Raw genomic sequence first — 24,670 nt, 5'->3', positions numbered from 1 at the left:
TTATTGCCCACCTTTTTGCCATACTAATTTTCCATTTACAAATGTATAACTTGTATCCCCATATAACGTCCATCCACCGAAAGGCGTATTGACTCCTTTTGATAGAAATTGCTTAGGATCCACGTTATAAGCTGATTCTAAGTCAAAAATCGCGAGATCGGCTTTGTCTCCGACCATCATCGTTCCGGCGCTTAGACCAAAGATTGATGCTGGTTTCACGGTCATCCAATCCACTAGTTGCTGCAAGGTAAAGCGTCCTGTTTTGACAAAATGAGTGTACAACAATTGGAAGGCATATTCTGATCCGACGATGCCAAATGGTGCTTTTAAAAAGCTTTGCATTTTTTCTTCATAGCCATGTGGTGCATGATCCGTCGCAATACAATCGATCGTGCCATCCAGCAGACCTTTGATCAACGCTTCACGGTCTTCTTGCCCACGTAACGGTGGGTTCATTTTCCAAAAGCCTTCATCGGCAGGAATATCTTCATCGATTAGAAGCAAATGATGAGGAGAAACTTCAGCTGTCACATGGATACCAGCTTTTTTGGCATCTCGGATCACTCGAACACTTTCTTTGGTCGAGACATGGCAGACATGGTAATGAGCACCTGTTGCTTCCGCCAAAAGTACATCACGAGCGATTTGAGAAGCTTCCGTTACACTCAAGATCCCCGGTAGTCCAAGTTCTTCTGCTTTTTTACCAGCATGCATCACGCCGCCAAAGAGTAAGGAGTCATCTTCTGTATGGGCAACCAAGGCCAAGTCATTTTCGGCTGCTTGCTTCATGGCCAGATACATTGTGCCAGCAGTCTGAACACCCACGCCATCGTTCGTCAAGGCGAAAGCGCCAGCAGCTTTCATTCCAGCTGCATCCGTCAACGTTTCACTGCGTAAGTTTTCTGTGATCGGGGCGTATTGTAAGACATTGATTGACGCATCTGCGTTGATTTTTTCGTAAACAGCTGTTAATTTTTCCGGTGTATCGGGAACTGGGTCAAGGTTTGGCATTGCGCAAACTGTCGTGAACCCACCGCGAGCTGCTGCGATGCTGCCCGTTTCAATTGTTTCTTTGTATTCAAAGCCTGGTTCTCTGAAGTGTACATGAACATCCACTAAACCTGGCGTGATCAATTGCTCTTTGGCATCGATGACTTCGTCAAAATCTGTTTCGGGAAATGCTGTACCGATCCCACGAATGATTCCTTCTTCGATCCAAATTGCTGCAGGAACACAGTGATTGTCTTTTTTGATGATTTTACCGTTTTTAATGAGTGTTTTCATGTAAACTTCCTCCTCTAATTCTTTCCTTTTTGCCTGTTAGGCCTTACCGTTCAACACCGCTTCAAGAATCGCCATTCGAACAAAGACGCCATTGGACATCTGTGTGATGATTCGTGAGCGTAAGCTTTCAACTAGCGCATCAGCCAATTCCACATCGCGATTGACCGGCGCTGGGTGCATTATGATCGCATGCTCTTTCATTCTTGCGGCCCGTTCGACGGTCAACCCGTGATTTTTTAAGTATTCTTCTTTGGAAAAGCTTTCCGTTCCATCATGGCGCTCGTGCTGGACACGAAGCATCATCATAACATCGACTTCTGCAACCAATTCGTCTAATGGTAGCCAATGACCGTATACTTCAAATTCTTCGTCATACCATTCCTTTGGACCTGAGAAGAAGACTTTCGCTCCGAGACGCTTCAACATTTGCATGTTTGATTTTGCGACCCGTGAGTGGGTGATGTCACCTACGATTGCGACTTTCAAGTCGTCAAAATGCCCAAACTCTTCATAGATCGTCATCAAATCTAGCAAGCATTGCGTTGGGTGTTGGCCGCTGCCGTCCCCGCCATTGATGATACTGCACTGGATCGTTTTGCTTTGGATCAAAGCGTCGTAGTAGTTTTCATCGCCGTGGCGAATGACCGCAACGTCTACACCTAAAGCTGACATCGTCAAGACCGTGTCATACAAGGTCTCGCCTTTTTGAACAGAGCTGGTGGAGGCTTCAAATTCGATGACTTCGATCCCTAGTTTTTTCTCAGCAACATCGAAGCTTTTGTGGGTTCTGGTACTGTTCTCAAAAAAGAGATTTGTTGCGAAATATTGTTCTTTTTGGGGCATCCATTTCGCCCCTCTTTTGAATTCTTGTCCTCTGCGGATGAGTCCCATCACTTCACGGTCCGTCAATGCTTCTACCGTCAAAAGATGCTTTAAGCTGATTCTTTCGGATTGAATAATCATGAATGAATTCCTCCTTTGATTCTGTTTAAACGATGAGTTGGCACAAGTTATTTTTCTTCGCTGCGAGAGCTGTCAGGTAAAATAAGATTCAAGAAGATTCCTAGGACAGTTGCTAACGCCATTGCGGATAATGTGAAGGTACCGACCGTGAATACAAGACCGCCGATTCCTACCACAAGGATCACTGACGCAATGATCAAATTCTTCTTACGATCAAAATCGATTTTGTTGTCGATCAAAATTTTCAACCCGCTGGCAGCGATGACGCCAAAGAGCAGGAAGCTGATCCCTGAGATGACTGGACCAGGAATACTTAAGATCAATGCGCTTAGTTTTCCAACGAAGCCTAGTACGATGGCTAGAACTGCTGCTCCACCGATGACGAACACACTGTGGACCCGTGTAATTGCTAAAACCCCAATGTTTTCTCCGTAACTTGTCACTGGGGGGCCCCCAACGAGACCGGCTGCAATTTGAGCAAACCCATCTCCCAATAGTGTTCGGTTCAAGCCTGGCTCTTCAAAAAAGTTCCGCTTGGTTAATTTGTTCAAGACCATCAGATGACCGATGTGTTCGGTCATGGTAACAAAAGCGATCGGCGCCATCGTAGTGATTGCATTCAGATACAGTTTTGGTTCATAGTTAATGAAGGGAATCTCGAAGCTTGGCATGCCAAACCAGTTGGCGTCAATGATGGGCTGCACATCGACGATCCCCGCTGCTAAGGCGATCAAGTAGCCGCCCACGATCCCCAGAAGGATCGGGATCAATCCTAAAAACCCTCGCAGAAACATATTGAAGAAAATCGTTAATCCTAAGGTAGCCAAAGCTACCAGAATGTACTTGAAATCGTAGACTGAGTCATTGTACATTGCATTCTGGGCGGCGTTAGCGGCTAACCCTAATCCAATCACCATAATCACAGGACCGACAATGATCGGTGGTAAAATTTTATCCAACCAAGCTGCACCGGCACGTTTAATGATCATCGAAACGATCACGTAAACCAACCCAGTCGTGATGGCGCCTTGTGCGATAGCTGGGTAGCCATCAGATTTCATCAGCATCTGCATCGCTGCGATAAACGCAAAGCTGCTGCCTAGATACGCTGGAATCTTCCCTTTCGTCGTGACCAAGTAAACCAATGTTCCAATACCTGAACTAACTAAAGCGATGCTTGGGTTGATCCCAACGAGGATCGGAACTAAAACGGTTGCCCCAAACATCGTGAAAAGATGTTGTAAGCTTAGACCTAACCAAGGCAGTGCTTTGGGCCGATCTTTGATGTCTAAAACTGCGTCTGGATTACGAAATTCTTGCTTCTGCATGTTGCTGTCACTCTTCTTCCTAGTCGTTTTCTTTATTGATCATGATCCGGTCAGAACCATCGGATTCTTCCATCTCCACGATAATTTCTTCACTTAAAGCAGTTGGAATATTTTTTCCAACAAAATCTGCCCGAATCGGCAGTTCACGATGACCGCGGTCAACTAAAACGGCGAGTGAGATTCTTTTTGGTCGACCAATATCCATGATGGCATCCAAAGCTGCCCGAATCGTCCGTCCTGTAAACAAGACATCATCGATCAAGATGACTTCTTTGCCATCAATGGCAGTCGGGATGTCTGATGAATGGATCTCTGGATCATCTTCTGTCTTTTTGTCATCTCGGTACAAGGTGATGTCCAATTCACCGACAGGTACTTCTACGCCTTCTAGTTGTTTTAAACGTTCTGCTATTCGTTGCGCGATATAGATGCCGCGGGTTTTGATCCCTACCAGCACCAAGTTATCAATGCCGCGATTTCTTTCTATAATTTCATAGGTGATCCGCGTTAACGCTCGTTTCATTGTTACTGCATCTACTACTTCTTTCGCTGCCATATGTTATTCCCTCCTAATTTTGAACATAAAAAAACTCCTACCTGCTTGAGGTAGGAGTCATGTTTTCCGATCGTTGCCTAAAATCCCATTCTGTGGATTTTGGGTACACGTTATCATCTAGTAAGGGTTCGAATCTCCAACGCGGGAGTCGTCTGCTTACTCATTCCTTCTTAGCCTCACGGGACTACATTTAAAGGAGCTATTTAGTTGTTACAATTACTATACAGTTCTCACACAAAAAAATCAATCATTTTTTCGCAATTTTTTTAACGTGTCCGTGAACAGCTCTGGTAATGGCGCTTCAAAGACCAGCGACTCGCCTGTTGTTGGGTGGGTGAAGCCTAGAAGCTTGGCATGTAAAAACTGCCCATTGCCTTTTAGCGTGCGTTTAGGTCCATATAGCGGATCGCCAGCTAGCGGAAAACCGATGTACTGCATGTGGACTCTTATTTGATGGGTTCTTCCTGTTTCCAGCTGTAGTTCTACTAAGGTGAACTGCTCGAAGCGCTCCAACACGGTGAAGTGAGTGACAGCGGGTTTGCCATTTTCGATCACGGCTTGCATTTTGCGATTGACTTTTGATCGACCGATTGGTGCATTGATGGTGCCTTTTTCGTGGCTGATCGTACCATGAACCAATGCTACGTACTTGCGTAACGATGTTTTGTCTTTCAATTGTTTCGCTAACGACTCATGTGCCTGATCATTTTTGGCGATCATTAACAGACCCGACGTATCTTTGTCGATTCGATGAACGATTCCTGGCCGAACAACATCATTGATCGTGGATAAATCATCCATATGGTACAATAACGCATTGACCAAGGTGCCATTTGGATGCCCAGCGGATGGATGAACCACCATCCCTTGCGGCTTGTTGATGACTGCCACATCAGCATCTTGATAGACGATCGTCAAAGGAATATTTTCTGGCTCTAAATCTACTACTTCCGGCTCTGGCACTTGGATGACCAAGTGATCGCCTGCTTTTACTTTATAATTAGCCCGAACCGTTTCACCTTCTAAAGTAACGGCATCTTCTTTCAGCCATTGTTGAACTTGTGAACGGCTATGGTCAGGCAAGCGTTCAGCCAACACTTTGTCGACCCGCCCTTTTTCTTCTTTAATGATTACTTCAATTTGCTTTTCCATTTGATTCTCCTTGTTTCCCTTTTGCTTCGTCATCTACCAGTGCATAAATAAAAATCAAGATTACCCCAAACACTAATGACATATCAGCGATATTGAAAATTGGGAAATTGATAAAATCAAGCTGGAACATGTCCACCACAAAGCCATGCTGCAAGCGATCGATGAAGTTTCCGATAGCGCCACCTAGAACAAATGCCAATCCAAAGCGAAACCACAAACTGCTTTTTTGGTAACGAAACAATAGGTAAACAACGACGGCAACCGCGATAACGGTGATGATCGCAAAAAAAGTGATTTTTCCTTCTAGAATACTCCAAGCTGCACCGGTATTCTGAAGATAGGTCAGGGACAACACATTGTCGATCAGAGAATGTGTTTCACCTAGTTGATAATTGGCAACGATCCAAATTTTCAGCCATTGATCCAAGCCAATGACAACAGCACTTAACAAAAAAAACAACGCGATCATAAATTTTCCACTCTTTCTTCTTTAAAAATATCTCGTGGACGGATGATGCCCAAGAGATTTCCATTCGGATTTTTATCCTTGGTGATCAAAACCGCCTCAAGCAGGGCATTTTTTTGAAACAATTCTTCCACTTCTACGATGGTCGTTTCAGCCGACACGAAACAATAATTTGATCGTTTCCCATCTCCTGCTAATAATTCATCTGCCGTTCTGCCTGTCAACTTGATTTCACCATGGAGGCTTTCTTTCGCTAACCAGTATCCCAGCATCCGCAAAGTGATCAAGCCCAAAAATCGACCATTATCATAGATCGGAAATTGTGAATAGCGCTTTTGGGCAACGATTTTCAATAACTCTGGTAATGGCAGGTGCTTTTCAAAACCAGTCACTCGTTTCGCAAAACGCGGCATGACTTTTTCAGGTGCCAGTAAAGAGCGTTCAATTTCTTGAATGCGATTGACGACCCATTCATTCGGTTCAGCAATGACAAAGTTTTCTCCGATTTTTTCATGTACGATGGCATTGCGCAGCTGAGCCATTTGTAATAAATCATCTTCTGCTCTTCTAACATTGATATTTTTGCTTTTTGACAAGCGACGAACCATTTCAGAAAAACCCATATTCCGTGGATTATCCAATTCGTCACGAAGCCGCTTTTCGATTCGATTAAAACTACTCAAAAATTGATCTGCACCACTAGCCATGAGGAACCTCCTTGATAAGATACGCTTTTTTCAAATAAATCAAAACAAAGACAAAATATGCCACCAAATACACCCCGACAAAAAGCAACGAGTAAAGGGAGATAGAGAATAAGCCCAATACCCCCATCATGAGAAAAAGGCTTAAATAAAAGCCGATATATAATCTTTTAAGCGTAGGATTCATCACGATCTCCAGCTTGAGCGCTGATTGGCCTTGTGGTAGCTGAAAAGGCTGACTTTCTAAAAAAAACATGCGCACACGAATCGGTGTCTGCTCAGCTAACTCTAAAAAAATCGTTTGCTGATGATTGATGGCAGCGATTCTTTTTTTCCCTTGCATGACCTCTAAGGGACTGCCCATTCCATAAAAACCAGTCCTCCTAGTTAGTTGTAGCTCCATTGACAAAGATCACCTCAATTGGTTAAGTATACTTGATTATCAAAAGAAAGAAAATAGACTTTTGCTTGCTTCCTTGATTATTATAACAAGAATCCCTACTTTTATCTTCCATCACGTCTAATGAACGAGAAAAAGACGAATGCCGCTTGCATCCGTCCTTTCAAATCATCTCTTTCCGTTTTTTCGTTTCAAATGCAGCGAATGTCTTCTTTGCTTGTGATCACTCTTTTAGAAAAGACCGATCGCTTGGCCATCAGAAGTCACGTCCATATTGATAGCCGCAGGTTTCTTCGGTAATCCAGGCATTGTCATCACGGCACCAGTCAAGGCAACGATAAAACCAGCACCTAATTTTGGCACGAATTCGCGAATCGTTACTGTGAAGTCATCTGGTGCGCCCAATCGCTTTGGATCATCACTGAATGAATACTGGGTTTTTGCCATACAAATCGGCAGCTGATCCCAGCCTTGCTCTTTGAAGCTTTGCAACTGTGCCTTGGCTTTAGGCGCAAACTCAACCTCTGCCCCGCCGTAGATCTCACGCACAATCAAAGAAGCTTTATCCGCTAAAGGCAAATCGTCGGTATACAAGCGATGATAGTTGGCGGTTTTTTCCTCAATTACTTGTACCAGCGCTTTTGCTAGATCCGTTCCACCGGCGCCACCTTCTGCCCAAACGGCTGTCCGTGCGATGGTGACGTCGATTTGCTGACACATGGTTTCAACTAATTTCCGCTCTGCTTCTGTGTCTTGTGAGAACTCATTAAGCGCAACGACAACTGGAATACCATATTTACGCATGTTTTCAACATGACGCTTTAAATTACTGAAGCCTCGCTCTAATGCTTTTAAGTTTTCTGTCCCTAAATCAGCGACAGCGACCCCACCATGCATCTTCAGTGCTCTGATCGTTGCTACCACTACGATCGCATCTGGTGCCTTTGATAAATTCGGTGTTTTGATATCAAGAAATTTCTCTGCGCCTAAGTCAGCACCAAACCCAGCTTCGGTCACCGTGTATTCGCCTACGTGCAAAGCCGTCTCGGTTGCGATGACACTATTACACCCATGGGCGATATTCGCAAAAGGACCGCCATGGATCAGCGCAGGGGTTCCTTCAATCGTTTGAACGAGATTCGGTTTGAGGGCATCTTTTAAAAGTAAGGCTAAAGCACCTTGGACCGCCAGATCTTTTACGTAAATCGGTTGTTTCCCAAAAGAATAACCAATTAAAATCTTTCCTAATCGCTCTTTTAAATTATCAATACTTGTTGCCAAGCACAAAATCGCCATGATCTCACTAGCAACGGTAATGTCAAAACCGTCTTCTCGGGGAACGCCTTGTAACGGTCCCCCTAGACCGACGATCACTTGTCGTAACGCTCGATCATTCAAATCGACAACGCGTTTCCATGTGACCCGACGTCCGTCGATCCCTAATTCGTTGCCTTGTTGGATATGATTGTCGATCAACGCAGACAAGGCGTTATTGGCAGCCGTGATCGCATGCATATCACCTGTGAAATGTAAGTTGATGTCTTCCATCGGTAGAACTTGTGCTTTGCCGCCGCCGGTGGCGCCGCCTTTGATGCCCATTACTGGGCCCAATGATGGCTCCCGCAAAGCAATGACGGTTTGTTTCCCGATTTGATTCAGGGCATCCGCAAGTCCGATGGTCACCGTTGATTTACCTTCCCCTGCTGGTGTCGGGCTGATGGCTGTGACTAAAATAAGCTTACCTAACGGCTTGTTTGCTTTTTCTTTGATTGCCGACCATTCGATTTTTGCTTTATATTTGCCATAAAGTTCCAGGTCATCCCCTGTTAAACCAAGTGGTTCAGCAATTTCAATAATCGGTTTAGGCGTTGATTCTTGTGCAATTTCGATATCTGATTTCATTTTTACCCTCAATTCACGAACTATTTAGCACTTTAAAATGTATTTTGTTTGCTATGCTCTTATTATACTTGATTTTATTCAGAAAGAAAGAGAGATTTTCCACACTTTTACAAGAAGTTTGCCGAATCCTCTATGTAAACAAAAAACAACGTCCTTCCTAAGGCTGTACCGCCAAAAGGAGTGATCGCTGTTTTCTAGATTCCTATGAATTACTCGTTGGTTTCGACCTGCACCCTTTTTTCAGGGATTTTTTCTTGAAAAAAAGTTTCTAACCATGCCACATCTTTTTTACGCAACGTGAAGGTATACGTTTTTTGATGATCGGTAATGCTGATTAAACGGTTTTTAATTTGCCATTTTTCTATCTCAGGTAAAGAAATAAGGCGTTTCTTCCATAAGCGGGCATAGCGAATAAGGAGCAAATCATTTCTGATGAGCATGCTTCGGTGAATACCTAACCATACAAAAAAGAAAAAGACGGCTAAAACGAGGTTGCTTTTCCAATAAGGTCTGGTATTTTCCAACGAAAGAATCAAACTGATAAATAATATCATCATAGTAAACGACCAATAAATGATCGCTGTAGCAGCTTCCGGTTGCCAATACAATTTACGCTTCATAAAAGTTCCTCACAACATAAAATTTCTAGTATACTATCTTTATCATATCAAAAAAGGGTGAGACAATGTTAAAAGTTTATCTTGATGCTTCCACGAAAGGCAACCCCGGCCCTAGTGGCGGTGGAATCGTCATTGTCGGTACTGATCTGCATGAGCAAATTGCGTTTCCGCTACCTGATTCAACCAACCACCAAGCAGAGTTCGCTGTGATGGTAAACGCGTTGCAGCTGCTGATTGACAAAGGGTTACAGGAACAGACGATTATGCTCTATACCGACAGCAAAGTCGTTGCGCAGACTATCGACAAGAATTATACCAAAAACCCTGCTTTTTCTGATTATTTAACGGAAATTCAATGCTTGTTGAAACAGTTCCCTTTAGCGATCATCCAATGGATCCCTGAGAGCCAAAACAAAGGTGCCGACCATTTGGCACGCCAAGGATTAGCAAAGGCTTTGAAATTAAAGGATCGGAGACAATAACCGAGAGAAGTTTTGTTTGAAGCGCAACCAGTAAGACTGCTTAGCTAAAATTTCATCCGTCAGTAATGTTGATTGCGCCATATCCTCTTCAAAGAAGCCTTTCAACGTTTGCGTGACATCGTGATCGTAGGCAAAAGCATTGACTTCAAAATTCAAGGCATAACTCCGAATGTCTTGATTTGTCGTCCCAAAGGAACTAATGGTATCATCCATCATGACCGTCTTCGCATGGAGGAAACCATTGTTATAGATGTAGATTTTTGCACCACGACGATGCAAATAATTGGCATAATGCTGTGTTGCCCGGTAAATGAATGGGTGGTCAGGCATACATGGGATCATGATTCGGACGTCTACACCTGAGTGGATGGCAATTTCCAATGCGTTCATCATACTGTCATCAGGAATCAAATAAGGCGTTTGGATCCAAATCGATTCTTTGGCAGCTAAGATCATTTTTACAAAACCGCCTTTGAGAATTTGGGTCTCACTTTCAGGACCATCAGCGACAATCTGCAAATCAACATTTCCAGAGAGCTCTTTCGGCGGTAGAATAAAGTAGCGATCCTCGTATTCCAGTTGATCCTCTTCTTTTTTTACAGATGCGTTCCAGTCACGAATAAAAATCTCTTGTAGTGTAAAACTGGCAGTACCTACGATTCTTGCATGGGTGTCTCGCCAATAGCCAAATTTGGCCTTTTTCCCTAAATATTGATCGCCGACATTAAAGCCGCCAGTCCACCCAATTTGACCATCGATCACAACGATTTTTCGATGTAGATGATAGTTCAATCGTGTGTTACGGATCAGGTTCTTCGAAGTGATGAAAGGCACGACTTTTCCACCGGCATCAATCAACGGTTGAAAGAATTTCCGATTGGCTTTCGGTGACCCCCATGGATCATAGACCAAACGCACTTCAACACCTTCACGGGCTTTATCGATCAAGATAGACAGAAATTGGCCACCGATCTCATCATTAAAAAACGAATAATATTCCACATGCAGATTATCTTCTGCTTGCTTCATGTCTTCAAACAATGCTGCAAATTTTTCTTTTCCATCTGTATAAAATTCTACTTTGTTTCCTTTAGTCAAGGGCGATTCATCAAGGTTCTTAAAATAGCGCTCTAATAGATGATTGTCATCTGAGTAAGGATGTTCAGGAAAAGAATAATTGTGCACTTTGATGATTTGATTCAACTCATTGATCCTACTTTGGTGGTGCTCACTAAATTTATAAATAATTTCTCCGTCGATCCCCCGACCACAAAACAAGTACAACAAAAACCCGATGCCGGGGATGAATACCAACGTCATCATCCAAGCAAAGACACTTGCAATCGAGCGTGGTTTCCGAAAAACAGTAATAAAGGCAGCAATCGTATTAATAAACAAAAGTGCCAATAATACCGTGGAAATCATGCTCATATCCATTTTTATCATAGTTTCCTCCTATATCCTGTAACCCTATAATAGGTAACTATGATCGAAAGCAAGCTTCAATTCATAGTCCCCTAGTGTTTCTTTGATTTTTTGTTTCAGCATTTCTTCGATTTCTTGATCACTATACGCCGATTTTGCGGGAATCACTAAATCAAACGCCAACAGATCTCCTTTGACCTGAAAATCATGCATCCGTAACTGCGGATCAACGAAGCGAATGATCTTTGACACTTCTTTTTTTAAATACCGATACTGCTGATCTTGAATTGGTACTGGATCAAGATGACAGACAAGGTCGACCTTTAAAGATTGGCGAAAATCTTGTTCAATAGCATCAATCACCTCATGCGCTTCTCGTAAAGACCACGTTTCATCCACTTCGATATGCACACTGGCAAAGCGATTTTTCGGTCCATAATTATGAACCAGTAAATCATGGTAACCGAGAATCGTCGGATAGTGATCCAAGCGCTGCTCCATGGCAGCTACTTCTTCTTGCGTTGGGCGTGCCCCTAATAATTCGTTGATAAAGGAACGAATCATTTTGATTCCGCTAATCAAAATATACAAGGCAATCAGACAGCCGACAAAGCCATCGATACGTAGGCCAGTCAACCACTCGATCGTCGCTGAAAACAAAACCGCACCCGTTGTATACACATCGTTGAGACTGTCTTGCCCACTGGCTTTAAGTGTTTGAGAGCCAATCAGGTTCGCCAGTTTGCGGTACATCGCTCCCTGCCAGATTTTGATCAAAATCGATAAAACCAAAACGATAAACAATAGTGGTGAAAGACGGATACTCGTCGGTTCCATGATGCGTTGCACAGAGCTGATGAGAAATTGACCGCCAACAAACGTGATGATCAAAGATACCACAAACCCACTGATGGCTTCAAATCGCTCATGTCCATATGGATGTTCACTGTCGGCTGGTTTCGCCGAGATCCGAAAACCGATCAATGTTAAAATAGACGAGGCTGTATCTGAAAGACTGTTGATGGCATCGGCCATAATCGAAACAGATTGTGCAGATAAGCCAATGATAAATTTTCCGGCAAATAATAGGAGGTTGGAAAGCAACCCGAGGCTACCCGCTAACTTCCCAATGGCTGTGCGTTCGTAGACATCATTTTTTTTGCTACGATTTAAAAAAAAGTTTAGCAAATCATCACCCTCTCAAAAAAACCATCTTTCTTATTTTACCCCGAAGGAATTCAATTAAACAACTATTCGTATCGCTTTTTCGAAAAAAAAGCGAATTCCCTTCAATTATCGAACGCATTTTCAGATAACACGTAGGAAAAAAGGAAAAAGATAACGGAAGGGTCTCCCCCCTCCGTCATCTTCGTTCAAAAAAGGACTGTGCTAAAGACCTGCGCTCCTCTTTCACCTATCTTCTTAGAAGGAAAGGAACTCGCGGGTACAGATTCAACCATAGTGTGCTTACTTGGCAGCTAACCACGCTGCTGCGGTCTCAAGTGCTGCTGTGATTCCTTCAGGATTCTTCCCGCCGGCTTGTGCCATATCAGGACGGCCGCCACCGCCGCCACCAACTTTAGGTGCGATCTCTTTGATCAAATCGCCCGCTTTCAATCCTTTTTCATTGGCTACTTTGTTCATAGCAGCTAAAAGATTCACTTTGCCATCATTCGCGGTAGCTAACACTAAAATATCAGAATGGTCTTTTTGTTTCCATTGATCGGCTAGTTGACGTAATTGGTTCATGTCCTTAACAGTCACTTTCGCTGTGATTAGACGCAGACCATTTACTTCTTTGACATCTTTGAAAACATCCCCTGCTTGCTGATTTGCTAACTTGCTGGCAAGAGCTTCGTTTTCTTTTTGCAATTCACGTAGCTGCGCTTGCAGTTGTTCTGTTTTGGCAACGACTTCTTTTAATTGGGCAGATTTAACGATTCCTGCGATTGCTTTTAATTGCGTTTCTTCTTCATGCAATAACGTATAGGCTTCTTGACTAGTCACGGCTTCGATCCGACGAACACCAGCACCGATCCCTGATTCAGAAACGATTTTGAAAATACCGATATCCTCCGTATTTGCCACATGGGTTCCCCCACATAATTCGATCGACCAATCGGCAACATTGACGACGCGAACGTCATGCCCATATTTTTCACCAAAGAGTGCCATCGCTCCCATGCCTTTTGCGGTATCGATATCCGTTTCGATCGTCACAACAGGGAGGGCTTCCCAAATTTTTTGGTTGACGATTTGTTCCATTTGGCTCAGTTCTTCGCTGGTCACTTGCCCGAAATGACTAAAGTCAAAGCGCAAATGTCCTGGAGCAACTAATGAACCTGCTTGGTTCGCATGGCTACCTAATACTTCTTTTAACGCTTTATGCAATAAGTGAGTCGCCGTATGATTTTTGATGATCTTATTGCGACGATGCTGATCCACTTGTAAGAAATAGTTCACGCCTTCTTGTAGTGGCGCTTTGACTGTAGCAGTATGCAAGAACTGACCGTTCGGTGCTTTTTTGACATCCGTCACTTCCGCTACGATCGTACCATCTTCTGCTACGATCGTGCCTGTGTCCGCAACTTGTCCACCCATTTCTGCGTAAAATGGTGTTTCAGCAAAAATCAGTTTTGCTTCACCTGTCGAAACAGAATCGTGTAACGCTTCGTCTTGGATGATCACTAATAATTCACTGTTAGCTTCAAGTGAATCATAGCCAACGAAACGGCTGTCTACTTTGATATCCGTCAATAAAGCGGATTGTACGCCCATTGAAAGCTCCGTTTGTCGAGCCGCACGAGCGCGGGCACGTTGTGCATCCATTTCTTGTTCAAACCCTTGATGGTCCACTTTCAACCCTTCGTCTTCCGCCACTTCTTCTGTCAATTCAACTGGGAAGCCGTAAGTATCATACAATTTGAAAATATCTTGACCAGCTAACGTATCTTGGTTGTCTGCTTTTACTTGGGCGATCACTTGATTTAAAATATCTAACCCTTCATTGATGGTTTCATGGAAACGTTCTTCCTCGTTGCGGATCACTTTTTCAATAAATTCTTGCTGCTCTAGTACTTCAGGATAGTAGCTTTCCATGATCTCGCCAACGATCGGTACTAATTTGTATAAGAAGGCAGCATCGATCCCTAATTTTTTCCCATGCATGACTGCACGACGTAATAAACGACGTAAAACATAGCCACGGCCTTCATTTGAAGGAAGTGCCCCATCGCCGATCGCAAAAGAAAGCGCACGGATATGGTCTGCAATCACTTTAAAGGAGATATCTGTCGTTTTGCTGTCGCCGTAGTTCACACGACCGCTTAAATCCGCCACTGCATTGATGATCGGCAGAAACAAGTCTGTTTCAAAATTGGTTGGTGCATTTTGAACAATGGAAACCATTCGTTCCAGCCCCATCCCCGTATCAATGTTTTTATGTGGTAGTGGTTCATAGGAGCCATCTGGTTGATGATTGAATTCTGAAAAGACCAGATTCCAGATTTCCAAATAGCGCTCGTTTTCGCCACCAGGATAGTTTTCGGGATCATCTTCCGCTACGTCATTAAACTCAGGACCACGGTCATAGAAAATCTCCGAATCCGGTCCACATGGTCCTGCACCAATGTCCCAAAAGTTGTCTTCAATCTCAACGATATGCTCTGGTGTTAAGCCGACTTCTTCTGCCCAGATCCGTTTTGCTTCTGTGTCTTTTGGATAAACCGTGACATATAACTTTTCTGGATCAAAAGCCATCCATTCTGGGGAAGTCAAAAATTCCCATGCCCAATGAATCGCTTCATTTTTGAAATAATCGCCGATCGAAAAGTTTCCTAGCATTTCAAACATCGTATGGTGTCTTGCTGTTTTCCCAACGTTTTCGATGTCGTTGGTCCGAATTGATTTTTGCGCATTGGTCATTCTTGGGTTTTCAGGAACAACACTGCCGTCAAAATATTTTTTTAGCGTTGCCACCCCTGAATTGATCCATAATAGGGTTGGATCGTTGACTGGGACAAGGGACGCACTTGGTTCAATTGAATGACCTTTTGATTGAAAGAAGTCCAAAAACATTTGGCGTACTTCTGCACTGGATAATTGTTTCACGTTATTCTCCTACTTTCTTCTGTGTTCGCTTAAGATACAGGGGCTGACAAAATTGCTGGTAAGGCGCTCTTATGCCTGTAGAGTCGTTTTGACGATAAAAAAACACCATTGCAGAGCAAGGACGTCGATACGCGGTACCACCTTGCTTGCAATGATGTGACTCATTACCTCTTAGACTCGTTAACGCGGAGTGGACGGCAACATTTCTGCTACAGTTGAGCACCAAAGGGAGCAATCCGTCTGAATTCATGTTTTTCTCTCAGCAGTGAAAAACTTTCTGTAATGAATCATCAAACCGACCATATCCTTCGTCATTCAAAGTATAAGGAAATGTGTCGAAAAAGTCAATCCTCAAATCCGGTCTTTATTGATCAGAATCGCTTTGCGGTAACGATAGCTCTGCGGAGAAAGCTTTTGATCTGGCTGTAGCATTTTCCGTGAACGGTAATAACTGGCATAAGGCAAGGCATCGAATAAGGGATGCCCACAAATTTGCCAGTTCTCCATTTTTAAAGACAAGCCATCTGTCAGCTCCCACGCATCCGCAAGCCCATAGGTGCAGCCAAATAAATTCGGTTCAAGCAATTCAGCGGTTGGCAAAGAGACACCATCGTCGCAAGACTTTTCATTGCCCCAGCGAAAAAGTCGCCGAGTAGCAGCACCGCAGACATATTCCCATTGATCCTCTGAAAGCAGCTGAAAGCCTTGTTTATCTAACTGCTGTTTCAATTCTGTTTGACTGACGGATTCGTGGGTAAATAACTGATAGGTTTCCGATAACGGCTCTAGTGCAGCAAAATAGCGATTCTCTTCGTGATAAAAAGCGGGTAATTCCCAACGCAAGCTTTCCTCAAAGGACGCTGGTGCTGTGAATTGTGCCTTTAGCTCTTTTTCGAAAACACTGAATTGATCGACTAACCCGTGAAACTCCCCAGTGATCGTATTTAACTGCCCGATATACCTTGCGCCAGCAGGCAGAGAACTTTTTTGGACTAGCATGGGATCAATCACAGCTTTACGCAAAGGGCTCGTCGACTCATTGACAAAAATCCCCCAATCCTGGCTGGTTTCTAACTCATAGATTGTTTCCAGTTGGCGAATGATCTCATTGGGTGGTGACTGCCAATTTTTACTCCAGCAAGTAGCCGGTAACCCTTGCACACCGAGATCCCAACCTAAGATCGCCTCAGAATTCCCTGGTATAAAGACAAAGTCTTCGCCATCGATCGTTAATTCAAAGGTAGCACATTTCAATCCTGCATACGTCAACTGACTAAAATGGACATCGGTGATCTCCTTTAAAGGACTGACAAAATACATTAAAATTTGCTGGATCAGCTGTTCTTTGATTTCAAAGGACAGTGTCTTCCAATTTGACCATTGTAACGCCTCAAAAAAATCCACGTCATTTCTCCTCTCATCTGCTACAATTACTATATAACGAGTATACCACGAAAAAGGAGGAAAACGGCTGATGCTTTATTTTGGACGCAGTCCGTGGATGCTACAAGCGGTTTTCGCCTTGCGGCAAGCCGTTTTTGTAGAAGAACAGCACATTCCGGCAGAATGGGAATTTGATGAAAAAGACCAAACCTGTCCATACTTTCTTTGGCTTGATGGAAACACACCGATCGCTACCATTCGCTATCAATTCTCTACACCGAACACTCTGCAACCTGATCGCTTTTGCGTAGCTAAGGCCTTTCGGCACCAAGGATACGGCACCAAATTATTGCATTATCTCGAAATGCGTGGTGTCCAAGAGGGTGCCCTCCAATCAGTGTTATCCGCAGAGATCGACGCTTGTGCGTTTTATGAATCCTGTGGGTATCAAAAAACATCTGAACCCTATGCTGAAGATGGCGTATTGTGTGTAGAAATGACCAAACAATTAAAAACAGCAGTCAAGGAAGAGTAGTTCTCTTCCTTGACTGCTGTTTTGGTAAGCATTAGCTATTCGAATTTTTCTTGTTTTTGCGGGCGGTTCGAGTCGTTTGACGACGTTCGATCTTCCGTTTTTCTTTGTTCTTCTTATCAACGGCCCATTGAATTTTTTTCTTGTAGCCAGGCTTGATTTTTTTCTTCTTTTTCTTGACTAAGCCAATCAAGGTTGGGTCTAATTCGTCACGAGATTTTTCCCGCTTTTGCCGACGATTCCGATCGTAAGTCGCAACGATCTCGCCATTTTTGATTTCCTTCGGTTGGAAAACAACCCCTAGATCTTCGATGGCTTGGATTGCCCCTTCATCGCTTGGATCATATAAAGTGATCGCGGTCCCATCCATTTGATTTCGACCGGTCCGACCAACACGGTGGATAAAGAAATCCAAATCAGCTGGAATCTCGGCATTGATGACATGAGAAACCCCTTCAATATCAATTCCTCGCGCAGCTAAATCTGTTGCGACAACATATTGGTAGTCCAAATTTTGCACTTGGCGCATGATCCGTTTTCTTTCACGAGGACTGATGTCGCCGTGGATCTTCGCTACTTTTAAGCCTTGTTCCTTTAAGTAATCCGTAATTTCATCCACACGGCTCTTCGTGTTGGCAAAAACGATGGCAAGATAGGGATGGCCTGTAGTCAATAATTGATAGATCAATTTATTGGTATTTTTCCCTTTAGTAGAAATCAACCAATTCTCGATCGTATCAGAGATGACTGCTTTCGATTTGATTTCTTCGATCAATGGATTGGCCATGTATTTTTTCAAGAATGGGCGCAATTTCTCTGGAATCGTTGCGGAGAAAACCAGCATTTGTAGTTTCTCAGGCAAACGCCCCGCAATTTGATCGACTTCTTCCAAAAAGCCCATATCCAAGGTCATGTCTGCTTCATCCACGACAAATACATTGGCAGTGTGAACCCCTAAGGCTTGTTCGTTGATCATATCCAAGATACGACCAGGTGTCCCAATCACGACATGGGGCTGTTGATTTTGCAGACGGCTCAATTGGCGCTGTTTATCCGTTCCTCCAACAAAATTTGACACACGAATCTCCGGATCATGAAACCCGCCGATCTGTTTTGCGGCTTGATAAATTTGTGTGGCTAATTCACGACTCGGTGCAGTAATCACGACTTGCACTTCATCTTTTTCGGCATCAATTTTATCCATCAATGGCAGTAAAAATGTATGGGTCTTACCACTCCCAGTCTGAGATTGTCCAACAACACTACGGCCTTTTTGGATAACAGGTATCAATTTTTCTTGCACTTCTGTTGGATTAGAGAACTTTTTATCAGCAAGTGCTTCATAAATAAATGGTTGAAATTTAAATGACTCAAAAGACATTCAAACACCTTCTTTCTTTTAGCATCCTTTGGATTATAGCATATGTTGCCTTGATTTCCTAACTTTCTTTTGTCACGGGTTTTGGATCAATCGTGCTAATTGTATACGTTGCACTGCGGCGTTCATAGAAAAAGCGGCTTTCTTTTTTTATTGCAGCCCAAAAGAGATTCATGTAAAAGCCAAACTGGATCAAGCCAAAAATGACCACCATCAATAAACTGACGACCAGAAGCAGCGTATTATCCGAATCAAGAAACGGTGCAAAAAAGATGTTGACCCGACTGATGCTGGCATAAATCAGATAAAACAAACCATAACGTTTCAATAACGCAGCCAAGCTGACCCTCTGACGGGCTTCTTGCATGATTTTGATTCGTACGAGTTTTTTTCCAATCGTTTGTCCTTTGGCAAGATAAGCAAACAACACAAAGTACAGTAATACTTCAAGAGCAAAGTACCAATAGTCCCCACTAAAGTCTCGTACCGTCTGTTGAGTAAGCAAACGAACAGCGATCACCACAATGAAACTGACCACATTCAGTATTCCCCAATCGATCAACCAAGCAAATATCCTTCGGGTTACGGTTACCCGAGTACCTTTGGCGTATGAATCGGCATCCATCTCTTCTCTTGATGGCAATAAGAACGTAAATAGCGGGGCAATGCTCCACCCCAACAATCCTCCTAGTGTATTGACAAAGAGATCATTAACATCAAATAAGCGATAAGGACGGGGATAAATAAAATAAAGTCCTGTCAGCTGAGTCAATTCAAAAAACAACGTCAGACAAAACGTAATCGCCAGCGTTTTCAGAAAAGAACACTTGAAGTAATAACGTAAGTAAACGCCGAAAGGCAAGGTCAACAATAAATTAAAGAGTGGTTCGAGAAAGACCCCCTGCTTCATGGCAGGAAGATAGGTTTGCGGGTCGTGGATATTTAAGACCGTCTGTTGGACAAAATGGTGCCAGGATGCTCCTAGCTGCAATTCCATCTTAGGACCAGTCATATGAGCTACCTCTTCAATCGAGGGCAATGGCAGAATAACTAAAAAATAGGCGCATAATAAATAGAAGACAAACGAATAAAGAACCAGTGCACGAGAAAAGATAAAACGACCGTATTTTCGATATTGGATAACAAAAAAAATCATTGATATCGCCAATGCTAGAAATGGAAAAACCAGCAGAGCAACCTTTATTGGGGTAATATAAGCGGACATAAAGAACTCCTTCACGTTTTCTTTTTATCTTACACGCTATTTCCCAAAACGTAAATTTTGGAGTATCATAAAAGAAAAGGAGGTTAAAAAACCATGTTAAATCCCTATTTTGCCTTTGGCGTACCGGCATTCCTTTTGGTTTTATATGTAGCTTTTGCTCTTTTTCGCCGGTCTTCCGATATACCCTACTTAGGATTTGCCCTATTCATCATTGCTGGTTTTCTGACTGGATTTAGTTTACAAGTCATTCAACAAGCCATCAATGAAGTGGAGAAAACTTCTCTTGAACACGTGCAAGAAACCCACCTTTACTCGCCCTACTTATTAGCGATTCCATTGATTGTGGGCATTCTTTTACTTATTCTCAACTTGATTCGCGGCTATCTAAAAGTCAAAAACGTTCGTCTGCGGACAAAATAAAAGCAACCTACCTAGAAATACGAAATGATCCTGTTCCTCTTAATGGGAAATGAGATCGCTTCGTATTTTTTTTGGTAAGCTGCCTAGATTGCTAAATCCCTTCAAAAAATCCAACCACCACTCCCGTAGTAAAACAGTTTATCAACCACAAAAAGCGTTTATTCGTCGGCTAGTTCTTCATCCAGGTCTGTCTCTGACGTATCAGCAAAAGATTCTTTTACATCATCATTGACTTGTTCCAATAAATATTGCCAGTCACTATTCGACACAACCACCACATCGATATTCTTTTCTTCATCGATCAGCTCGAGATTCGAAACATCCTCTCCTAACTGCTGGAATAGGTCAATCAATGTTTTGTCTTGGAGTGTTACGTATTCAGTCCGTTTCATTCTTCTTCCCCCCATGAATCAAAAAATTCATAAAACAAGATATCGAAACTAGTAAGATCGGTCATCTTTTGTAAAGTAGATAGATCTAAACGAATAAACGCTTTTTCCACTAATAAATAATGGTTTTCTTCCAACGCTTCTTCGATAAATGGTAAAATCTCTTCCTCGTCCCCTAATGTCTCACTAGAGATTTGTTCGATTTGATCAAACAAGCGATCATCTTGCAACAAAAAGAATTGATCGTCGTAAAGATAGACTGCGATTTGATATTGCCGGATGGGTAGCTCAGCCCGAATGACAAAAAAGCATTCCCCTGAATTGGAAATCGCTGGCAATAGTTCACTCGGTTGTAATGCCTGTTGGTAGTACATTTCCATCCCTCCTTTGTACTTACTATTATAAAGAACAATAAAGGAAAAAGGAAATAATCGAATTGCAGTTTAAAAAACTCTAAACAAAGTTAGACATCCCATTCTGCATAGAATTCTTCTAAAAAATCCTTCATGAAAGCCACGCGTCGCTGAGCTTCTTTTTTGCCATAATCCGTGTTCATCTTTTCAGGGAGCAAAAATAGTTTCTCATAAAAATGATTGATCACCGTCGTCCCTTTTCGGTAATCCTCATGATTTTGAAACGTCTTTGGGGCTAAGTCACTGACATGGATCGGGTGTTGATGACTGCCACCAAAATAGCTCGTCCGTAAAATACCGATCGCACCTAAAGCATCGAGACGATCTGCATCACGAACGACGCGGCCTTCTACTGAGACAACTTGTGCGCCTTGCAAAAGTTCTTTTGAAAAAGACAGATTTTCGATAATAGAAAAAATTTCTTTCGTTTGTGCTTCACTTGCCCCTGCTGCAGTCAAACAAACTCGCACTTCGGCATAAGCCGCTGTGACATCCGCCACAACTTTGTCATCCACCGTATCATGCAAGTAAGCTGCTGCCTGTACGACAAAACGATCAACCGCCAATTCGTCGGCATCGATGATAGCTTGACTTAAGCCCGCCACCCGTTTGACATGATCAAACCCATGTCCTGTGTAATCATTCCCCAAAATACTTTCGGCATAGGCAATTACTTTGCTAAGATCGGTAACATTGTTTTCTTCCTTCATCTTTCTCCTTCTTTCGATACGAAAGCAGCAAGCCTTCCTTTTTTCAGTGGTTATCGATACAAAAGGAAAAGAAGTTCAACAAAACGAGCACCCCACGAAACAGTTAGGGCGGCAACGTCTTGCGAAGCTTCTTTTCACTCGTTTCTTTTAAGCGAAATCTTGCGTCTCGCTGATTTTATAGACACTAAAATAGATCTTACGTAAATAGTCTAATAGATATTGAGGATTCAATAATTCATCCGTTGCATCTAAAATCAATTCATTTGGTTTCTTTGATGCCCCATATTGATGGATATTTTCAGTCAGCCATTTACGAATCGGTGAATAATCATCTGAAGCCAACACTTCATCGACATTGATTTCTTTTTCCATCGCATGCAGTAATTGCGCGGCATACATATACCCTAACGCATAGGATGGGAAGTAACCAAAGCTGGAACCTGACCAATGAACATCTTGTAAGATTCCTTCAAGGTCATTCTCTGGACGAATCCCTAAATATTCCTCGTATTTGTCATTCCAGATTTTCGGCAGTTCATCGATCGATACTGTTTCGTTAAAGATCATTTTTTCGATCTCGTAACGAATAATGATATGGATTACGTAAGTCAAACTGTCAGCTTCAATACGGATCAAGCTGGCTTTAGAATGCTTCAAAGAATCATAGAAGGTGTCAAAAGACACATCATCAAACGAGCCTTCCGCACATTCTTGGAAAAATGGGTATTGCTTGGCCCAGAAATTGCGATTACTGCCGATAATGATTTCATTAAAAAGCGATTGAGATTCGTGGATCCCCATAGACGCTCCTTCATGAACCGGTGTTCCTTCGTATTTTTCGTCAATATTTTGCTCGTACATTCCATGTCCGGCTTCATGAATTACACCGAATAGTCCCATTGAAAAATCGTTTTCGCTCCAACGAGTAGTCAAACGCACATCGTTGTGATTGATCCCCGTAGCAAATGGGTGGACCGTATTATCCAAGCGGCCGCGAGAAAAGTCATAGCCTAAGTCGGCAATCACTTTTGAGATAAATTTACGTTGCTGCGCTTCGGTCATCTTACGTGACAGGATCGAAGTATCTGGTGCTGTTCCTTTTTCAGCCAATTGACGACGAATATCCATGATACCGTCTCTCACTTGTGAGAAAACATTATCCAAGATCTCAACCGTCATATTTGGTTCGTATTGGTTTAACAACACATCATAGTTTGTCAGCTCATTCTTCTTCCAATAAGGAATCAATTCTTTCGTCAAGCGAATATTTTCAGAAAGTGCGTCTTTAAATAAAGAAAAATCTTTTTCTTTACGGGCTTTGAGCCAAGCAGTATGTGCTTTTGACGTTGCTGCGGAAGCCGCCATCGCCAACTCATTTGGTACATCTTTTTGCAATTCATACTCTTCTTTGACTAGCTGATAAGCCGCTTTCCCAACTTCTGATAATTCTTCTGGGTGTTTCCCAAAATAGCTGATTGCTTCTTGGATCGGCTCTCCAATTTTTTTGTCAAAATAGAGGCCATATAAATAGCTGTCAACTTCCGCCCGGTAATCACTGGCTTTTTCTGGCATCCCCGTTTGATTGTCCCAGCCTAAGATCCCCATTGCTTGTTGTAATAGATCGATTTCTTTTAATTCTTTCAGAAATTCTTGTTCTTTCATTCAGCAAACTCCTTTTTGCGTGGCGGACGTTGTCCCCAGTATTGGAAGAGATCGGTACGAATCGCACCGTTGTATAATTTGCGTTTTTTTGTCGCTTTTTCGCCGTAATGGGTCTCAAAAGTCAAGTCACTGGTCAAAAAGTACTTGCTCCAGGTTTTAAGCGGTCGAAACACTTGGCCCATTTCTTGATACAGTCGCTGAACAGACTCTTCTTCTCCTAAGCGTTCGCCATAAGGAGGGTTAGCCACAACGACACCATACTCTTTTTCTGTTTTAAAGTCTTTAACAGCTTGTTGTTTGAAGGTGATCGAGTCTCCTAGACCGATTTCTTCCGCATTCCGGCGGGCGATCTCAATCATTCGACCATTGATATCCGAACCGGTAATATCTAATTCGACATCATAATCTGCTGCTTCATCTGCTTCTTTCCGTACTTTTTCAAATACTTCTGCTGGGAACCAATCCCACGTTTCGCAAACAAATTCCCGATTAAATCCAGGGGCGATATTATGGCCGATCAAAGCTGCTTCAATACACAATGTGCCTGATCCACAAACGGGATCGACAAAAGGCTTGTCTTTGTACCAATTTGTCAGCATCACTAAAGCCGCAGCCATGTTTTCTTTCAGAGGTGCGCCCCCTTTTTCTAAACGATAGCCGCGTTTAAACAAACTAGGGCCAGTCGTATCCAATGTGATCATCGCATGGTCTTTCAATAAAGCGACTTCTAATTGGAAAAAAGCGCCAGTTTCAGTCAGCGGCACACTTGCCGGACGATGATATACTTCTCTTAAGCGATTGACGATTGCTTTTTTGGTAATCGCTTGGCAGTCAGGTACACTATACAATTTTGATTTGATTGATTTTCCGGCTACTGGAAATTCAGCGTCTAACGGTAAAAAGTCTTCCCACGGTAACGCTTTAACTTCTTCAAACAGCTGATCGAAAGTCAATACGTCAAATTCCCCAACGACGATTTTGATACGGTCGGCTGTACGGAGCCACAAGTTCGCGGTAGCAATGGTCTCCATTGTCCCTTTAAAGCGCGCTCGGCCGTTTTCAACCTCACACTCGATCCCTAAATCCCGTAATTCTTTGCCCACTAGTGCTTCTAAACCGCTCGCAGCGGTGGCAATACAATTAAATGTTTTTTCAGTCATAACGCT

The 24,670-nt window shown here is 42.9% G+C and carries 24 protein-coding genes; 3 read left to right on the top strand and 21 right to left on the bottom strand.

Annotation, left to right across the window (positions count from 1 at the left end; translation table 11 throughout):
• From IGK85_RS07930 to IGK85_RS07885, 10 genes are all read right to left on the bottom strand, one after another.
• Positions 1-1,284 (bottom strand): dihydroorotase, encoded by a 1,284-nt coding sequence (locus IGK85_RS07930; protein WP_008379867.1) that lies wholly within the window; start codon positions 1,282-1,284, stop codon positions 1-3.
• Positions 1,285-1,320: 36 nt separating this feature from the next.
• Complete coding sequence (locus tag IGK85_RS07925) at positions 1,321-2,247, bottom strand: aspartate carbamoyltransferase catalytic subunit (RefSeq protein WP_005235988.1); 927 nt, start codon at positions 2,245-2,247, stop codon at positions 1,321-1,323.
• A 47-nt stretch (positions 2,248-2,294) separates the two neighbouring features.
• Positions 2,295-3,575, bottom strand: a complete 1,281-nt coding sequence (locus tag IGK85_RS07920; RefSeq protein WP_005235990.1) for a solute carrier family 23 protein — start codon at positions 3,573-3,575, stop codon at positions 2,295-2,297.
• A 19-nt stretch (positions 3,576-3,594) separates the two neighbouring features.
• Positions 3,595-4,131 carry a bifunctional pyr operon transcriptional regulator/uracil phosphoribosyltransferase PyrR gene (gene pyrR / locus IGK85_RS07915; protein WP_005231374.1) on the bottom strand — a complete coding sequence of 179 codons (537 nt, stop codon included), beginning with the start codon at positions 4,129-4,131 and terminating at the stop codon, positions 3,595-3,597.
• Between the two features lie 243 nt (positions 4,132-4,374).
• Positions 4,375-5,283 carry an RluA family pseudouridine synthase gene (locus IGK85_RS07910; RefSeq protein WP_008379864.1) on the bottom strand — a complete coding sequence of 303 codons (909 nt, stop codon included), beginning with the start codon at positions 5,281-5,283 and terminating at the stop codon, positions 4,375-4,377.
• Positions 5,267-5,752 (bottom strand): signal peptidase II, encoded by a 486-nt coding sequence (gene lspA / locus IGK85_RS07905; RefSeq protein WP_005226122.1) that lies wholly within the window; start codon positions 5,750-5,752, stop codon positions 5,267-5,269. Before lspA ends, IGK85_RS07910 begins: the two co-directional genes overlap by 17 nt.
• Entirely contained in the window at positions 5,749-6,456 is a 708-nt protein-coding gene (locus IGK85_RS07900) for a CBS domain-containing protein (RefSeq protein WP_005235996.1), read from the bottom strand. The genes lspA and IGK85_RS07900 overlap by 4 nt, the downstream gene beginning before the upstream one ends.
• Positions 6,449-6,856 carry a hypothetical protein gene (locus tag IGK85_RS07895; protein ID WP_005235998.1) on the bottom strand — a complete coding sequence of 136 codons (408 nt, stop codon included), beginning with the start codon at positions 6,854-6,856 and terminating at the stop codon, positions 6,449-6,451. The genes IGK85_RS07900 and IGK85_RS07895 overlap by 8 nt, the downstream gene beginning before the upstream one ends.
• Before the next feature lie 228 nt (positions 6,857-7,084).
• The gene (locus tag IGK85_RS07890; RefSeq protein ID WP_008379859.1) at positions 7,085-8,755 is read right to left on the bottom strand and encodes a formate--tetrahydrofolate ligase; all 1,671 of its coding nucleotides are present in this window, start codon (positions 8,753-8,755) and stop codon (positions 7,085-7,087) included.
• Between the two features lie 209 nt (positions 8,756-8,964).
• Complete coding sequence (locus tag IGK85_RS07885; protein ID WP_008379857.1) at positions 8,965-9,375, bottom strand: EbsA family protein; 411 nt, start codon at positions 9,373-9,375, stop codon at positions 8,965-8,967.
• 65 nt (positions 9,376-9,440) lie between these two features.
• Here IGK85_RS07885 and IGK85_RS07880 point away from each other — a divergent pair, with 65 nt between their 5' ends.
• A complete protein-coding gene (locus IGK85_RS07880) occupies positions 9,441-9,857 on the top strand; it encodes a ribonuclease HI family protein (protein WP_005236004.1) in 417 nt (138 codons plus the stop codon).
• On the opposite strand, the gene cls is transcribed toward IGK85_RS07880, so the two are convergent.
• The 4 genes from cls to IGK85_RS07860 form a co-directional block, all read right to left on the bottom strand.
• Complete coding sequence (gene cls / locus IGK85_RS07875) at positions 9,837-11,303, bottom strand: cardiolipin synthase (RefSeq protein WP_008379854.1); 1,467 nt, start codon at positions 11,301-11,303, stop codon at positions 9,837-9,839. The genes IGK85_RS07880 and cls overlap by 21 nt on opposite strands.
• Positions 11,304-11,327: 24 nt before the next feature.
• Positions 11,328-12,470, bottom strand: a complete 1,143-nt coding sequence (locus IGK85_RS07870) for a cation diffusion facilitator family transporter (protein ID WP_008379852.1) — start codon at positions 12,468-12,470, stop codon at positions 11,328-11,330.
• Between the two features lie 279 nt (positions 12,471-12,749).
• Positions 12,750-15,392, bottom strand: a complete 2,643-nt coding sequence (gene alaS / locus IGK85_RS07865; RefSeq protein ID WP_005236010.1) for an alanine--tRNA ligase — start codon at positions 15,390-15,392, stop codon at positions 12,750-12,752.
• 351 nt (positions 15,393-15,743) lie between these two features.
• A complete protein-coding gene (locus IGK85_RS07860; protein ID WP_005236012.1) occupies positions 15,744-16,796 on the bottom strand; it encodes a DUF7278 family profilin-like fold-containing protein in 1,053 nt (350 codons plus the stop codon).
• A gap of 70 nt (positions 16,797-16,866) precedes the next feature.
• On the opposite strand from IGK85_RS07860, the gene IGK85_RS07855 reads away from it, so the two are divergent.
• Complete coding sequence (locus IGK85_RS07855; RefSeq protein WP_008379848.1) at positions 16,867-17,310, top strand: GNAT family N-acetyltransferase; 444 nt, start codon at positions 16,867-16,869, stop codon at positions 17,308-17,310.
• 31 nt (positions 17,311-17,341) lie between these two features.
• On the opposite strand, the gene IGK85_RS07850 is transcribed toward IGK85_RS07855, so the two are convergent.
• Entirely contained in the window at positions 17,342-18,688 is a 1,347-nt protein-coding gene (locus IGK85_RS07850) for a DEAD/DEAH box helicase (protein WP_005236016.1), read from the bottom strand.
• Between the two features lie 58 nt (positions 18,689-18,746).
• A complete protein-coding gene (locus IGK85_RS07845) occupies positions 18,747-19,910 on the bottom strand; it encodes a VanZ family protein (protein WP_008379845.1) in 1,164 nt (387 codons plus the stop codon).
• A 93-nt stretch (positions 19,911-20,003) separates the two neighbouring features.
• Between IGK85_RS07845 and IGK85_RS07840 the strand changes: the two genes are divergently transcribed.
• The gene (locus tag IGK85_RS07840) at positions 20,004-20,330 is read left to right on the top strand and encodes a hypothetical protein (protein WP_005236019.1); all 327 of its coding nucleotides are present in this window, start codon (positions 20,004-20,006) and stop codon (positions 20,328-20,330) included.
• Between the two features lie 158 nt (positions 20,331-20,488).
• Here IGK85_RS07840 and IGK85_RS07835 read toward each other — a convergent pair whose 3' ends face one another.
• From IGK85_RS07835 to IGK85_RS07815, 5 genes are all read right to left on the bottom strand, one after another.
• Positions 20,489-20,722: a hypothetical protein gene (locus IGK85_RS07835; protein WP_005236021.1), complete on the bottom strand. Its 234-nt coding sequence runs from the start codon at positions 20,720-20,722 to the stop codon at positions 20,489-20,491.
• Entirely contained in the window at positions 20,719-21,099 is a 381-nt protein-coding gene (locus IGK85_RS07830; protein WP_005236023.1) for a hypothetical protein, read from the bottom strand. Before IGK85_RS07830 ends, IGK85_RS07835 begins: the two co-directional genes overlap by 4 nt.
• 83 nt (positions 21,100-21,182) lie before the next feature.
• Positions 21,183-21,842 (bottom strand): HD domain-containing protein, encoded by a 660-nt coding sequence (locus IGK85_RS07825; protein WP_008379840.1) that lies wholly within the window; start codon positions 21,840-21,842, stop codon positions 21,183-21,185.
• 147 nt (positions 21,843-21,989) lie between these two features.
• The gene (locus IGK85_RS07820; protein WP_005236028.1) at positions 21,990-23,504 is read right to left on the bottom strand and encodes a carboxypeptidase M32; all 1,515 of its coding nucleotides are present in this window, start codon (positions 23,502-23,504) and stop codon (positions 21,990-21,992) included.
• Complete coding sequence (locus IGK85_RS07815; protein ID WP_005236030.1) at positions 23,501-24,664, bottom strand: THUMP domain-containing class I SAM-dependent RNA methyltransferase; 1,164 nt, start codon at positions 24,662-24,664, stop codon at positions 23,501-23,503. Before IGK85_RS07815 ends, IGK85_RS07820 begins: the two co-directional genes overlap by 4 nt.
• Positions 24,665-24,670 lie beyond the last annotated feature (6 nt).

Source organism: Enterococcus sp. AZ015 (assembly GCF_050499225.1).
GTDB classification, from domain to species: domain Bacteria; phylum Bacillota; class Bacilli; order Lactobacillales; family Enterococcaceae; genus Enterococcus_D; species Enterococcus_D entomosocium.
The sequence above is the reverse complement of the archived record's forward strand: the minus strand, read 5'-3'. Positions and strand labels throughout refer to the sequence as shown.

Bases quoted from the DNA above. Each gene is read 5' to 3' on its own strand.
- IGK85_RS07890 (WP_008379859.1), bottom strand. From the start codon at position 8,755: ATGAAATCAGATATCGAAATTGCACAAGAATCAACGCCTAAACCGATT.
- lspA (WP_005226122.1), bottom strand. From the start codon at position 5,752: ATGATCGCGTTGTTTTTTTTGTTAAGTGCTGTTGTCATTGGCTTGGAT.
- IGK85_RS07835 (WP_005236021.1), bottom strand. From the start codon at position 20,722: ATGAAACGGACTGAATACGTAACACTCCAAGACAAAACATTGATTGAC.
- IGK85_RS07910 (WP_008379864.1), bottom strand. From the start codon at position 5,283: ATGGAAAAGCAAATTGAAGTAATCATTAAAGAAGAAAAAGGGCGGGTC.
- IGK85_RS07920 (WP_005235990.1), bottom strand. From the start codon at position 3,575: ATGCAGAAGCAAGAATTTCGTAATCCAGACGCAGTTTTAGACATCAAA.
- IGK85_RS07830 (WP_005236023.1), bottom strand. From the start codon at position 21,099: ATGGAAATGTACTACCAACAGGCATTACAACCGAGTGAACTATTGCCA.
- pyrR (WP_005231374.1), bottom strand. From the start codon at position 4,131: ATGGCAGCGAAAGAAGTAGTAGATGCAGTAACAATGAAACGAGCGTTA.
- IGK85_RS07815 (WP_005236030.1), bottom strand. From the start codon at position 24,664: ATGACTGAAAAAACATTTAATTGTATTGCCACCGCTGCGAGCGGTTTA.
- IGK85_RS07850 (WP_005236016.1), bottom strand. From the start codon at position 18,688: ATGTCTTTTGAGTCATTTAAATTTCAACCATTTATTTATGAAGCACTT.
- IGK85_RS07845 (WP_008379845.1), bottom strand. From the start codon at position 19,910: ATGTCCGCTTATATTACCCCAATAAAGGTTGCTCTGCTGGTTTTTCCA.
- IGK85_RS07825 (WP_008379840.1), bottom strand. From the start codon at position 21,842: ATGAAGGAAGAAAACAATGTTACCGATCTTAGCAAAGTAATTGCCTAT.
- IGK85_RS07840 (WP_005236019.1), top strand. From the start codon at position 20,004: ATGTTAAATCCCTATTTTGCCTTTGGCGTACCGGCATTCCTTTTGGTT.
- IGK85_RS07855 (WP_008379848.1), top strand. From the start codon at position 16,867: ATGCTTTATTTTGGACGCAGTCCGTGGATGCTACAAGCGGTTTTCGCC.
- cls (WP_008379854.1), bottom strand. From the start codon at position 11,303: ATGATAAAAATGGATATGAGCATGATTTCCACGGTATTATTGGCACTT.
- IGK85_RS07925 (WP_005235988.1), bottom strand. From the start codon at position 2,247: ATGATTATTCAATCCGAAAGAATCAGCTTAAAGCATCTTTTGACGGTA.
- IGK85_RS07885 (WP_008379857.1), bottom strand. From the start codon at position 9,375: ATGAAGCGTAAATTGTATTGGCAACCGGAAGCTGCTACAGCGATCATT.
- IGK85_RS07930 (WP_008379867.1), bottom strand. From the start codon at position 1,284: ATGAAAACACTCATTAAAAACGGTAAAATCATCAAAAAAGACAATCAC.
- IGK85_RS07880 (WP_005236004.1), top strand. From the start codon at position 9,441: ATGTTAAAAGTTTATCTTGATGCTTCCACGAAAGGCAACCCCGGCCCT.
- IGK85_RS07900 (WP_005235996.1), bottom strand. From the start codon at position 6,456: ATGGCTAGTGGTGCAGATCAATTTTTGAGTAGTTTTAATCGAATCGAA.
- IGK85_RS07895 (WP_005235998.1), bottom strand. From the start codon at position 6,856: ATGGAGCTACAACTAACTAGGAGGACTGGTTTTTATGGAATGGGCAGT.
- IGK85_RS07820 (WP_005236028.1), bottom strand. From the start codon at position 23,504: ATGAAAGAACAAGAATTTCTGAAAGAATTAAAAGAAATCGATCTATTA.